General features: G+C 69.3%; 15 protein-coding genes. 3 read left to right on the forward strand and 12 right to left on the reverse strand.

Annotated features, from left to right (window positions below; translation table 11 throughout):
• The first annotated feature begins 99 nt into the window (after positions 1-99).
• Positions 100-777: a DedA family protein gene (locus SSMG_RS37680; protein ID WP_009084941.1), complete on the forward strand. Its 678-nt coding sequence runs from the start codon at positions 100-102 to the stop codon at positions 775-777.
• 3 nt (positions 778-780) lie between these two features.
• Here the strand turns inward: SSMG_RS37680 and SSMG_RS37685 are convergent, their stop codons facing one another.
• The 9 genes from SSMG_RS37685 to SSMG_RS37720 form a co-directional block, all read right to left on the reverse strand.
• Positions 781-1,191 carry a VOC family protein gene (locus tag SSMG_RS37685; RefSeq protein WP_009084944.1) on the reverse strand — a complete coding sequence of 137 codons (411 nt, stop codon included), beginning with the start codon at positions 1,189-1,191 and terminating at the stop codon, positions 781-783.
• A gap of 132 nt (positions 1,192-1,323) precedes the next feature.
• Positions 1,324-1,821, reverse strand: coding sequence for an SDR family oxidoreductase (locus SSMG_RS37690; protein WP_286157003.1), 498 nt, complete (start codon positions 1,819-1,821; stop codon positions 1,324-1,326).
• Positions 1,818-1,985 carry a hypothetical protein gene (locus SSMG_RS47430; RefSeq protein ID WP_286157004.1) on the reverse strand — a complete coding sequence of 56 codons (168 nt, stop codon included), beginning with the start codon at positions 1,983-1,985 and terminating at the stop codon, positions 1,818-1,820. The genes SSMG_RS37690 and SSMG_RS47430 overlap by 4 nt, the downstream gene beginning before the upstream one ends.
• 148 nt (positions 1,986-2,133) lie before the next feature.
• Complete coding sequence (locus SSMG_RS37695) at positions 2,134-2,658, reverse strand: hypothetical protein (RefSeq protein ID WP_009084948.1); 525 nt, start codon at positions 2,656-2,658, stop codon at positions 2,134-2,136.
• A 4-nt stretch (positions 2,659-2,662) separates the two neighbouring features.
• The gene (locus SSMG_RS37700) at positions 2,663-3,298 is read right to left on the reverse strand and encodes a nucleoside/nucleotide kinase family protein (protein WP_009084950.1); all 636 of its coding nucleotides are present in this window, start codon (positions 3,296-3,298) and stop codon (positions 2,663-2,665) included.
• A complete protein-coding gene (locus SSMG_RS37705; RefSeq protein ID WP_009084952.1) occupies positions 3,295-4,167 on the reverse strand; it encodes a PfkB family carbohydrate kinase in 873 nt (290 codons plus the stop codon). Before SSMG_RS37705 ends, SSMG_RS37700 begins: the two co-directional genes overlap by 4 nt.
• A gap of 1 nt (position 4,168) precedes the next feature.
• Complete coding sequence (locus tag SSMG_RS37710) at positions 4,169-4,993, reverse strand: ATP-binding cassette domain-containing protein (protein ID WP_009084955.1); 825 nt, start codon at positions 4,991-4,993, stop codon at positions 4,169-4,171.
• Complete coding sequence (locus tag SSMG_RS37715; RefSeq protein ID WP_009084957.1) at positions 4,990-5,979, reverse strand: ABC transporter permease; 990 nt, start codon at positions 5,977-5,979, stop codon at positions 4,990-4,992. Before SSMG_RS37715 ends, SSMG_RS37710 begins: the two co-directional genes overlap by 4 nt.
• A complete protein-coding gene (locus SSMG_RS37720; protein WP_037716205.1) occupies positions 5,976-6,995 on the reverse strand; it encodes a substrate-binding domain-containing protein in 1,020 nt (339 codons plus the stop codon). Before SSMG_RS37720 ends, SSMG_RS37715 begins: the two co-directional genes overlap by 4 nt.
• A gap of 131 nt (positions 6,996-7,126) precedes the next feature.
• Here SSMG_RS37720 and SSMG_RS37725 point away from each other — a divergent pair, with 131 nt between their 5' ends.
• Both SSMG_RS37725 and SSMG_RS37730 read left to right on the forward strand, forming a co-directional pair.
• Positions 7,127-8,149, forward strand: coding sequence for a LacI family DNA-binding transcriptional regulator (locus tag SSMG_RS37725; protein ID WP_009084961.1), 1,023 nt, complete (start codon positions 7,127-7,129; stop codon positions 8,147-8,149).
• A gap of 133 nt (positions 8,150-8,282) precedes the next feature.
• Positions 8,283-9,149: a LacI family DNA-binding transcriptional regulator gene (locus SSMG_RS37730; protein WP_009084964.1), complete on the forward strand. Its 867-nt coding sequence runs from the start codon at positions 8,283-8,285 to the stop codon at positions 9,147-9,149.
• 4 nt (positions 9,150-9,153) lie between these two features.
• Here SSMG_RS37730 and SSMG_RS46520 read toward each other — a convergent pair whose 3' ends face one another.
• From SSMG_RS46520 to SSMG_RS37745, 3 genes are all read right to left on the reverse strand, one after another.
• Positions 9,154-11,079: a glycoside hydrolase family 76 protein gene (locus tag SSMG_RS46520; protein ID WP_286157005.1), complete on the reverse strand. Its 1,926-nt coding sequence runs from the start codon at positions 11,077-11,079 to the stop codon at positions 9,154-9,156.
• A 171-nt stretch (positions 11,080-11,250) separates the two neighbouring features.
• A complete protein-coding gene (locus SSMG_RS37740; protein WP_009084968.1) occupies positions 11,251-11,910 on the reverse strand; it encodes an RNA methyltransferase in 660 nt (219 codons plus the stop codon).
• A 16-nt stretch (positions 11,911-11,926) separates the two neighbouring features.
• Entirely contained in the window at positions 11,927-12,325 is a 399-nt protein-coding gene (locus SSMG_RS37745; RefSeq protein ID WP_286157006.1) for a DUF2784 domain-containing protein, read from the reverse strand.
• Between the last annotated feature and the right edge of the window lie 365 nt (positions 12,326-12,690).

Here is a 12,690-nt window from a genome sequence, read left to right on the forward strand (position 1 = left end):
GTGAACAGTCTGGTTATCCCAGGAATACCCAAAGTCACCGGATGCGGAGGATTCGATGGTTGCGTACTGCAGCCGGGCACAGCCACGTAGGCTCTTCGCGTGAACCTCGACGCCGCCCAGCCCGCGCACGCCGCGGGAATCGGCCTGAGCTGGCTGGACACCGCCGGCCCGGTGCTCGTCTGGGTCATCGTGCTGTCGTTCGTGCTCGTCGAATGCGCGCTCATCATCGGGCTGTTCCTGCCGGGCGATTCGCTGCTGTTCGGCGCGGGCGTGGTGCTCGCCCAGCACGGCTCGGACCTCAACGCGTGGCTGCTGTCCGCGGCCGCGCTGCTCACCGCCGTGGTGGGCAACCAGATCGGCTACTACATCGGCCGCGGCGCGGGCACCACGCTGATCGCCCGGCGCGGCGGGCGGATGCTCAACCGGCACAACCTCGAACGCGCGCAAGCCTTCCTGGACCGCAAGGGATTCTTCGCGATCGTCGCGGCGAGGTGGATCCCGTGGATCCGCACGCTGGCCCCGCTCATCGCGGGCGCCGCGCGGATGGATTCGCGGCGGTTCCTGCTCGCCACCACCGTCGGCGGGCTGCTGTGGGTGCCGACGCTGGTGCTGCTCGGCTACTACGGCGCGGGCCTGCTCGACGCCATCCCGTGGGTCAAGACCGTGGCGCTGTGGCTGAGCATCGCGTTCTTCGTGTTCGGCACCGCGTACGGCGTGCTGCGCTACCGCCAGGAAATGCGGCGTCCGGTCGACGAACCCGACGACGCGCACGCCTGAGTTTCAGGACGGATCGGACCAGACTTCCAGCTGGATGCCGTCGGGATCGCGGAACACGAGCACCGCGGAACCCTCGAAGGTCTGCGATTCCGTCGCGGGCAGGTAGGAAACGCCGTACTCCCGCAGGCGGTCCTCCCATTCGGCGACCTCGGCGCGCGACGAAACCGAGAACGCGACGTGGTCCAGACCAGTTCTGCGTTCGTCGAACGCGGGTCTCTCGGTGTCCGGATGCTGGACCAGCACCACGGAGAAACCGTCTCCCGCCGAACGCAGAACTACTTTGCGCACCCCGGTTTCCGGGTCTTCGCGCCGATGGCTTTCCTCGAGGTCGAGCACCCGGACGTACCAGGGAACACTTCGGTCCACATCGGTCACGGTGAGCGCCAGATGGTGCACAGACGTGAGCTTGGGCATGACTTTCGCGGCCGTCCTTTCAACCCCTCGTTCCAGACTCGCACACCGGGACAACCGCTTTGGGCGAGTTCACCGAGTTCCGGGGTCAATCGTGATCTGCCCGTCTCCGGGCGTCTCACACTCCGAGAAGGATCAACGGCCGCCGCCGACCTCGAGCACCGCGCCGACGGTGAACGACGCCTCCGGGGACAACATCCACAGCACGGCCGCGGCGATCTCCTCCGGCTGGCCGGCGCGCCCGAGCGGGATGGCCGCGCTGACCCGGTCGAGCCGGTCCGGCATCCCCGCGGCGGCGTGCAGCCCGGTCTCGACCAGGCCGGGCGACACCGCATTGACCCGGATTCCCTCGTCGGCGACCTCCCGCGCGAGGCCGAGGGTGAGCGTGTTGACCGCCGCTTTGGACGCCGCGTAGTGCACCCATTCGCCCGACGACCCGTTCCGCGACGCCGTGGACGAGACGTTCACGATCGCTCCGCCTGGCCCGCCGTACCGCGTCGACAGCCGCCGCACCGCCTCGCGGCAGCACAGGAAAACGCCGGTCACGTTGACGTCCAGCACCCGGCGCACGGTCTCGACGCTCTGCTCGTCGAGCCTGCCGGGCGTGTTGCCGGTGATGCCCGCGTTGTTCACCAGGCCAGCGAGCGGGCCCAGCTTGGCCGCCGCCGAAAAAGGTCGCTGACCTGCTGTTCGTCGGCGACGTCGGCCCGATGCGCAAGCGCTTGCGCATCGTGCGAGCGCACCCGTTCGGCGACCTCCTCGGCCGGCGCTGGGTCACCGGAGTAGTTCACCACCACGTCCCCCGACCTTCTTCCCCACCACCGCCCTCAACGGAGTGGCTTCGCCACGCTTGCCTAGTCCCGGCGGGTCGCGGCCAGTTCGCAGATCGCCGCGCCGATGCCCCGGCTGCCGCCGGTGACGACCAAAACCCCCACAGGTCACTCCTTACGCACGAGGTTTGAGCGGCTCGACGAACTGCGCGTCGAGCCAGCGCATCTGCGCCATCCACATCCACCACGTCGCGTCGTCCGGACAGTGCTGCCCGTCGACCGCTTCGCCCCGCAGCCACGCTCCCAGCAGCGCGGTGATCGCCGTGCACACGTCGAGCAGCGCGCGTCCCCACCACCACTGGTGCATCGGCGTGTGCAGTTCGAGGACCCCGCCGTGCTCCGGCAGCACCGACAACGCCCAGTCCAGCCGGGTCCGCACTTCGGCGAGCACCTCCGGCTCGCGCTGCGGCTCGCTGCCGGTCTCGCGCATCCGCTCCACCAGCAGCGCCAGCCGCGGATCCGCGAACGGGGTCTCGAGGTCGGACAGCCGCCGGTCGACCAGCGCGCGCAGCCCGTTCAGGTGGGTGCGCACGAGCGGGACGTACGGCGGGTAAAGGACGGCGATCCGAGCCTCGCCGGCGCGGTCCCAGGTGACCGCACCGGCGAAGGGATCCGTCGTCGCCGGGTCGGAGAACAGCACCTGCTCAGAGGGCGAAATTCGTCAGCGGCAGGTTCTCGAGCACCAGGTCGGCGCGGTCGCGGGTGTTCGCGATCAGGTCCGCGTTGCGCTGGTCGGAGCCGAGCGCGCGCTGCCGGGCCTCGACCAGCGAACGGCCGTAGCGCCGGTGCCGGGACACGAGCCGTTCGATCCGCTCCGGCTCGTCCGGGGCGAGGAACCACGCCTCGGTGAGGTACTGCCGCACGCCGCTCCACGGGTCGTCCGGAAGCAGCAGGTAGTTGCCCTCGGTGATGACCAGCTGCACCTCGGGCGCGACCGGAACGGCTCCGGCGATCGGCTCCTCGATCTCGCGGCGGAACTCCGGCGCGTACACCGTCTCGCGGCCCTCGGCGAGCCGGCGGATCAGGTGCACGTAGCCGGCCGCGTCGAAGGTGTCCGGCGCGCCCTTGCGGTCGGTGCGGCCCAGCCGCTGCAGTTCGACCTGCGCCAGGTGGAAACCGTCCATCCCGACGACCGCCGCCCGCGAACCGAGCGCGTTGGCGATCGCCCAGGCCAGCGTGGTCTTGCCGGATGCGGGCGCGCCGATGATGCCGAGCACGTGCCGTTCCCGCGGTTTGGCCAGCTTCTCGGCCCGCGCCAGCAGATCCTCGAACGCCGTCATCGCACTCCCTCTTCTCTGCTCTTCGCCAGTTCCCCGACCGGCCCGGTCCACGAACGCGGACCCACGTGCCGGACGCGCTCCGCGGCCACCGCGTTCGCGTAGCCGATCCAGTCGGCGACCGCGCCTTCCCGCGTCGCGACCGCATACGCGAGCGCACCGTGCCACACGTCTCCGGCCCCCAGGGTGTCCCGCGCTTCGACGAGCGGCACGGGGACCTGCCCAGAGTCTTCCGTAGTGCTCCAGGCGACCGGCTCCGGGCCTGCCGTCGTGATCGTCACTGACACTCCGCGTTCGGCCAAACTCGGTGCGGGAGCACGGAACCGCGCTGAACAGGCTGCCACGCGGACCAGTGGCAGCAACTGGTCCAGTACCGGTTTCCAGCTGCCCGCGTCGAGAACGACCGGCACCTCGCGGGTGCGGGCCTCCTGGGCGACAGCAAGCGCTAGCTCGGGATGGTGCCCGTCGACGAGGACCGCGTCCACGCCCTCGAAAATCGGGGCGAGGGCAGGCAGTTCGAGCGGCTCTGCCGACGCGGCGTTGCGGGAGACGACGGTGCGTTCGCCGTCGCCGTCCCGCACTACGACCGCGCTGACCGGCGGTGCCTGGGTGCGTTCCGGAGCGAGATCGACCAGGTCGACGCCGCAGGCTTCGAGGTCCGCGCGGGCGAGCGCGGCCAGCGGGTGTGCACCGAGAGCCGTCACGAGGGTCGCTTCGGCTCCGAGGGCGGCGACGGTCACCGCGGCGTTGGTCGCCGGCCCACCGGCCGCGACATCCACCTGCAGCGACTGCACCTTCTCGCTCGGCTCCGGAAATTCCGCGACCCGTTGTACGACGTCGACGGTGCACAAACCCGCCAGCAGCACTCGCACGTCAGGTCAACCCGGCGTGCGTGGTTGAAGCGACCTCGACGACTTCGCCGTTCTCGTCGAGCTTCAACGCACCAGTGAGCAGGCCGACGACCTGGTTCATGCTGTGCGTCTTCGGCGACACCACGGCGACACGCTTGCCGAGCCGGTGCACGTGGATCCGGTCCGCGATTTCGAAGACGTGCGGCATGTTGTGGCTGATCAGCACCACCGGCAGGCCGCGGTCGCGGATCCGGCCGATCAGCTCCAGCACCTTCGCGGATTCCGCGACACCCAGCGCGGCCGTCGGCTCGTCCATGATCACCGCTTTGCGGCCGAACGCCGCCGCGCGCGCCACCGCGACGCCTTGCCGCTGGCCGCCGGACAGCGTTTCCACCAGCTGCGTAATGGATTTGACCTTGATGCCGAGATCGTCGAGGATCCGCTGCGCCTCGGTGCGCATGGCCGCACTGTCGAGCTTGCGCAACCCGATGCCGAACGGTCCCTTCAGCCGCTTTTCCCGGCCCAGGAACATGTTCGACGCGATGTCCAGCGCCGGTGCGACCGCCAGATCCTGGTACACCGTCTCGATTCCGTAGTGCCGCGCGTCCAACGGGGACTTGAAGTGGACCGTCTTCCCGTCCACTTTGATCTCGCCGGCGTCCGGCACCACCGCGCCGGACAACGCCTTGATGAGGCTGGACTTCCCGGCCCCGTTGTCGCCCACTACGGCGAGCACTTCGCCGGGGTAGAGGTCGAAATCGGCGCCGTCGATGGCGGTGACCCGGCCGTAGCGTTTCACCAGGCCGCGCGCGGAAAGGGTGGGCTGCTGCTGGTTCGAGGAAGTCATGACTGCTGCTGCCTCCGTGCGATCCGGTCCACGACCACCGCGGCGATCAGCAACGCGCCGGTCGCCAGGTCCTGGTAGTTGCCGTCCACGCCCATCTGCGTCAGCCCGGAGCGCAGCACGGCGACGACCAGCGCGCCGAACAGCGTGCCCAGCACCGAACCGCGTCCGCCGAACAGGCTCGTGCCGCCCAGCACCACCGCGGTGATCGAGTCGAGGTTGCCGAGCTGGAACTGGTTCGGGTCGGCGTTCGGCGTGCGGCCGAGCGCCTGCCACGCGGCGATGCCGAAGCACAGACCGGCGACGAGGTAGACCGACAGCACGGTGCGGTTGACCTTGATCCCGGACAACCGCGCGGACTCCGGCGCGTTGCCGACGGCGTAAACGTGCTTGCCCCACGCGGTTTTCGTGAGCGCGTACCAGACGGCGAGGAACATGAGCAGCGCGAGCGTCATGCCGTAGGTGATCGGGATGCCGCCGAAGAGGTACCGCTTCGTGCCGAGCCAGGTGAGCAGTCCGTCGGACACCGGGACCGCCTGGCCGCCCGCGATCAGCTTCGCCACCGCGGTCAGCCCGGTGAACGTGCCGAGCGTGATGATGAAGGCGGGCAACTTGATCCGGGTCGCCAGGGTGCCGATGAACAGGCCGACGACGACGGTCAGCGCGACCCCGGCCAGCAGTGCGAAGAAAACGTTCGTGACCGCGGCCAGTTTCGCCATCACCAGCGTCGCCACGACCATCGACGACGCGTTGGAAAGGTCGATGCCCGCGATCAGGATGATCAGCGTCTGGCCGAGCGCGAGCGTGCCGACGACCAGCGATTGCTGGACTACTGTGGACAGGTTGTCCAGGTCGAAAAAGGTGTCCGTGGCGAAGGAAAACACCAGGACCGCCACGACCAGTGCCAGCGCTGGGCCGACTGCCGGGGCGCGGAGGAAGAACTCGCCGAGCGTTTCGCGCTCGCGGTTGTTGACCGTAGCGGTCGTCATTTCCCGCCTCCCCAGCAGTTCTGCAGACCCCAGGCGGTGTCCTTGCTCGGCACCCCCGGCATCGGGTGGTCGGTGATCGCGGTCGAGCCGGTGTTGACGAACCCGCTCGGCTTCTTCCCGGTCTTCGCGTACTCGACCGCCGCGAGCACGCCCTGTTCGGCCATCTTCCGCGGGAACTGCATGACGGTGACGGCGAACTGGCCGTTCTTGACGTTCTGCACGCCCTCGCAGCCGCCGTCGATCGAGCCGACGATGAGCTGGTTGTCGAGCCCGCGTGCTTTCAGCGCCGCGTACGCGCCGCGGCCCATCGGCTCGTTCATCGTGTACACCGCGTTGAGATCGGTGGTGCGCTGCAGGAGGTTCTCCATGCCCTGCTGGGCGAGGCTCTGGTCGCCGTTGGCGTTGGTGTGGCCCTTGATCTCCGGCGCGCCGTCCTTGAGCCCGATGCCCTTGAGGAAGCCGCCGTGCCGCTGGGTGTCGACCGAACTGCCCGCGGTGCCGTCGACCATCAGAAGCTTGGGGTCCGCGCCCTTCAGCGCCGCCTTGACGTACGCGCCCTGCTGCTCGCCCGCCGCGAAGTTGTCGGTGGCGAAGGTGGCGTCGACCGCGTCCGGCGGTTCGGTGGCGGTGTCGAGGGCGATCACCAGGATGCCGGCGTCGCGGGCGTCCTTGATCGCCTTGAGCACGCCGGTGGACGAACTCGGGGTGATCAGGATGGTGTTGACGCCCTGCTGCATCAGGTTCTCGATGGCGCGCACCTGACCGTCGTTGTCGCCGTCGAACTGGCCGGCGAGGGCGCTGAAGTCGGCTCCGTTGGCCTTGGCCGCGGCGGCCGCGGCGCTGCGCAGTTCGACGAAGTACGGGTTGGTGTCGGTCTTCGTGACGAGGCCGACCTTGGCCTTGCCGCTGCCGCCGGTTTTGGAGCTGCCGCCCCAGTGGCGTTCGACGGTGCACCCGGCGGTGGAGACCGCGACAGCGGCCGCCAAAGCGAGTGCGGTGAGACTCCGGTGTCTCATGGAGATGCCCTCCGAATCGAGGTGCGAGCTTGCCGATGGACGGGAAGGTAGACAGACTCGGGGGTTGACGCAAGCGTTTGCGCAAACGCTTGCCAACGCTCCTGGTTTCGCTCTCTTGGTGAAGGACAGACATGCCGCGACCCCGCTCGACCCGCCCGACCCAGCGCGACATCGCCGAAATGGCGGGCGTGTCGATCACGACGGTGTCCCACGTCGTCAACGGCACGCGGGCGGTGGCCGAGGAGACGAAAGCCGCGGTGCTGCGCGCGATCGAGACCACCGGGTACACCGGCGACGCGATCGCGCGTTCGCTGGTCACCGGGGGCACGCGGTCCATCGGGATGGCGATCTCGCTGGTCGCGAACCCGTATTTCGCGGCGCTGATGCACGCGATCGAACGGGAGGCGTCGGCAAACGGATACACTGTGCTGCTCGCGGACACGCACGACACCGCGGGCACCGAACGGGACGTGGTGCGCGCGCTGCGGTCGCGCCGGGTCGACGGCCTGCTGATCACGCCCGCGCCCGGCGACGGGTCGGTGCTCGGCGAACTGGTGTCGCTGGACGTGCCGACCGTGCTGATGGACCGGCTCACCACCCGGACCGACATCGACCAGGTCGGCGCGGAGAACATCCAGGCGACCTCGGCGCTGACCGCGCATCTGGCGTCGCTGGGCCACCGGCGGATCGGGATGATCTCCGGCGCGCCCGGGCTGACGACGAGCGACGAACGCGTGCTGGGCTACCGGCTCGGCCTCGGCCGCTCGGGGTTGAGCTGGTCGCCGGATCTGGTGGCGTGCGGACAGTCCTCCCGCGACGGTGGCGGGTTGGCGTTGAGCACGCTGCTGGCGCTGCCGGATCCGCCGACCGCGCTGGTGGTGGCCAACGACAGCATGATGGTCGGCGTCCTGCACGAGGCGCGGCGGCGGGGTTTGCGGATCGGCCAGGACCTGCCCGTGGTGGTGTACGACGACGTCGAATGGGCCGATCTCGTGGACCCGCCGCTGACGACGATGGCCCAGCCGATCGACGAAATCGGCCGCCGCGCGGTACAACTGCTGCTGGCCCGGCTGGCGGATCCCGGCCGGCCAGCCGAGACTGTACGGTTGCCGCCGACCCTGCGGCACCGGGCTTCGTGCGGGTGCGGGTCTTGACTGCCCCGGGTAACCAGGCCCGCGGCCGTTCACTCACCTCAGTGATTCTCGGGACCCGATCGTCTCGGACCCTCTCTGGTGCGGCCCGACAGTGGCTACTGTTGGGTAGGTACCGACGACGAGGGCCGGGAAAATGACCGTTCTGGCGCCGGAGGTCTCCCACTGGGACCTGCCGGTCACCCATCGGTTCGGGGTGGCACTGGGGAGGCACGCCAGCCCGTACCACGACCAGCTGCTGCGCGCGATCCGCGGCGCTGCCGCGCGGGCGGGCTGCGACCTGCTGCTGGCCGACACCGGCGATTCGGCGCGCGGGGAAGCCGAAGTGCTGCGTGCGCTGCAGGCGGACCGGGTCGACGGCGTCCTTCTGGTGCCCGCCCCCGGTGACGAGGAGGTCGTGAACGGACTCGTCCGGACCGGGGTGCCCACGGTGCTAGTGGACCGGATCGCTGGCCGCAACGATGTCGACCAGGTCGGGTCGGAGAATTTCCAGGCCATGTCCGCACTGGTCGAGCACCTGGCCGCGCGACGGCACCGGCGGATCGCGTTGATCACCGGCACCGAAGGCACCACGGTGAGCGAAGAACGCGCCCTGGGCTATCGCCTGGGCCTGGGCCGCGCGGGGCTGCGGTACCACCCGGAACTGGTGGCGTCCGGCCAATCCACCGCGGGCGGTGCCGCTCGTGCCGCCGCCAAGCTTCTGGACGGCTGGCCTTCGCCGACCGCTCTGGTGGTCGCGGGCGAGGCGATGCTGATCGGCGTGCAGTGGGAAGCGCACCGCCGCGGCATCCGGATCGGATCGGAACTGGCGGTCGTCGGATACGGCGACATGGACTGGGCGCGGACGGTTTCGCCCGGCGTGACGACGATGGCGCAACCGATCTCGGAAATCGGCCGCCGTGCGGTGCAGTTGCTGCTGGCGCGCTGCCGTGAGCCGGAGCGTCGGCCGGAGTCTGTTCGTCTCGCACCGCGTTTCCTGCACCGCGCTTCGTGCGGTTGCTGAGTTTTTAGAGCGTGGCGGCGGCTTCCAAGAGCATCCACCCTCCAATTTGGACAGACAAATCCCGCTCCGCCTTGTTTGGCGGGTTCGTTGCCGGCTTCTCCCAGTAGGCACTGAACAACGGCCCGGATTCCTCTTGCGTCGCACCGTTCCAGCACGCTTCCGCGGACTGTCGCACTAGCCTTTTCGCCGTTTCCGCTTCGGGTCGGGGCAGGTTTTTGGCCGCCAGCGCCAGATATCGGGCGGCGATCGCGGAGAAGAGCCCGCCGTCGCCGCCTTCCGAACCGGGGAGAATGCCTTGCGGTGCGAGGTTTTTCTCCACCGCACGGACGGTGCGGGCGGCGTCGTCCCAGCGGTGCTGCTCCAGACAGGCACCTAAGTAAACCCCTTGGCAGTACGAGAAAACATGCTTTACCAGTTCGCCGGTATCCGCCCGGATCCCGTCCCAGACGAGGCCGGTCTCCGGGTCGACCAAGGTGTCGGTGAGCCATTGCGTCATGACGGCGGCGCGTTCCTGATCACCCGTCCGAGCGTGAAAGATAGCCGCCGGGCCGTTTGCCGGAGTATTCTTGAAGGAGTCGCCCCGCCGCCACCATATTCCCCCGCCAAGGTCTGTTGTCCAGCCTTCGTGCAGCCGTTTGCTGATCGCCTCGATCGGTTCGTCCACTGTGGATAGTTGGAGTTGGCGTACTCGGTGCAAGGCGAGCCCTAGCCAGGCTATGTCGTCGTAGTAGTCGTTGACCCAGGAACCGAAATTGCGGCGGTGCACCGTCGCGATGAAGCGGTTGATCAGCCGTGCGCGTTCGTCGGTGGGGTGCCGGAGTTGCGCGTCGACGAGGCTGTCGAGGAGGTGTGCTTGCCACCAGTAGTTCCAGTGCCAGTGGAACCGCTGGCTCAGGGTAGGCGGCCAACCGCTGCGCCCGAGGACGGTGCCAGGGATGGCCCACAGGCGGCGGAGGTGCCTGGCACAGACTGCCCGCTCGGCTGCTTCGGCTCGCTCAGCCGCAGTGGCTCGCTCGGCAGCAGGGGCTCGCTCGGCAGCAGAGGCTCGCTCAGCCGCAGGGGCTTGCTCGGCTGCTTCGGCTCGCTCAGCCGCTTCGATGCGCCCGGCAGCTTCGACCCGCTCAGTCTCGGCCGCAGCAGCACGCTCACCTGCGGCGACCCGCTCCGCCGCTGCGACACGCTCGACGGTGGCGGCATGCTCACCTTGGGCAGCCCGGTCCGCCGCCGCGCGGTCGGATGCAGCACGGTCGGCCGCCACCGCACGGTCGGACGTGGCACGGTCGGCCGCTGCCTGCTCTGCCGCCGCACGATCGGACGTGGCACGGTCCGCCGCCACAGCCCGCTCCGGCCCCGCACGGTCAGAGACACGGTCCGCCGCGGCCGCCCGCTCAGGCGCTTCGGCACGGTCACGCGGCGCGACCCGCTCGGTCGCTGCGGCACGGTCGGCGGCGGCACGGTCGGCGGCGGCACGGTCGACTGAACGGGCTGCATCCTTGGCCGGTTCTGGCGCACCGTCGATCGCTGTCGGGCGTGCAGTGGGGTCCGCCGCACCCTCGGCCGGGTCCGCCGCGCGCTCGGCCGGATTCGCCGCATTTCCGGATAAGTTCGCCGCGCCCTCGGCCGGGTTCGCCGAACCTTCCGCGGCGCTCGCCGAGCGCTCGACCGCTGCGCGCTCGGCCGGATCTGCCGCGCTATCGGCCGCCTTTTCCGTGCGATCGGCCGCGTTTTTCCTGCCCTTGGCCGGGTTTCCCGCGTCCTTGGTCGGATCTGCCGTGCCCTCGGCCGGGTCCGCCATGCCCTCGGCAGCGTTCGTCGTGTCATCTGCTGCCGGGCGGTCGGCAGGGGCAGCCGCGCGCGCCGGGTCCGGGTGGGACTTATCGGGGCGGGCGGGGGCGGGACCGGCGGGATCGTCGGAGGAATCGGCGGTCATGGCTCGATTCTGCCTGCGCTGCGGAAAACCTGCCTCTCCACGACGCGGTCCGGGTGACTGTACTGGGGAGCGTCACCGGAGAACGCCGCGGCCGGCGTTTGGACTGGCGTCTCGTGAGTGTTTGTGCCGGTTCTAACCGGCATAGCCACTCACGAGCACCCCCGGCGGCGGTTACCAGGCTTGGGACAGATCCGCGTGTTGGCGGATCCACGCGTGCATCACAATGCCTGCCGCGACACCCGCATTGATCGACCTTGTCGTCCCGAACTGGGCGATGGACACCACTTTCGCGGAGTCCGTCTGCGCCGCTTCGGACAGGCCGGGGCCTTCCTGGCCGAACAGCAGCAGGCAGTTCCGGGGCAACTCGGCGGTTTCCACCGGCTCGGCACCGGGCGTGTTGTCCACGGCTACCACCGTCAGACCCTCCGCCGTGGCGAAATTCAGCAGGCTCGCGACGTCCTCGTGGTGGCGAAGGTGCTGGTAGCGGTCCGTCACCATCGCGCCTCGGCGGTTCCAGCGGCGGCGGCCGACGATGTGGACTTCTGCGGCCGCGAAGGCGTTCGCGGTGCGGACTACCGTGCCGATGTTGTGGTCGTGCTGGAAGTTTTCGATCGCGACGTGGAACGGGTGCCGTCGGGTGTCCACATCGGACACGATGGCTTCGCGGCGCCAGTAGCGGTAGGCGTCGACCACGTTGCGGCGGTCGCCGTTGGCCAGGAGTTCGGGGTCGTAGCGCGGGTCGTCTGGCCAGGTGCCCGGCCAGGGACCGACGCCTACCTCCTCGCGGTTCACCCACTCGGTGGGGCCCGCTTCGGGTTGTTCCGTCGTCACGAAGGACGATTGTCGCTCAGCCGAGGCTGACGCCGTGCGCCGGACTCTCGTCGTGGCGGTGGCGCCACCTCAGGTACGCGCCCAGGTACGAGATCACCAGCACCGCCAGCGCCACCACGACCACCACCGGCAGCAGCGAGCGCGGGATCACCGTGCCGTAGAGGTAATACGCGTTGAACCCGCCGGGCAGATCGCCGAGACCCTGCTGGTGCCGGAAGAAATCCTCCAGCGCCGTGAGCGGGCACGGAATCGGCGTGACATTGACCAGCACGCCCCACATCGCGAAGAAAATGTGCACGAAAATGACCTTCGGCCAGCGCCACGCGAGGAAGCCGCCGAAGCCGATGAAGAGCAGGGCGAGGATGTGCACGGCCACGGTGACATCGGCGAGAACGTGCGCCACTGTCGTGTCCACCTTCGCCCCCTTCCCAGTGCACCTACCAGCGACGTTACTCCGATTACCCGCCCACGGAGCGGGAAATAGGGGGACCTGATGTGATGTTCGACCCACCGGAGCAACGAGTTCACCCGGCAGGTAACGGAGGGATCACTCCGGGTAGGAGACACCCCGGAACGCCTGCGCGAGGGGACCCGCCGCGCCAAAAATGATTTCGTTCCGTACCCGCCGCGAGGAGCGCGAATCGTCGGAGAAAGCGGGCGGAAACGCGGAAAGGGGCAACGGACGCGGTCGGCCGACGTCCGGCCAGAGGGAGACCGCGTTCAGCTTGGGGTCGTCCGGCAGCAGGGGGATTGCCGCCCGCCATCGTCCGGACGGCCTCG

The organism is Streptomyces sp. AA4, from assembly GCF_000158875.1.
GTDB lineage: Bacteria > Actinomycetota > Actinomycetes > Mycobacteriales > Pseudonocardiaceae > Amycolatopsis.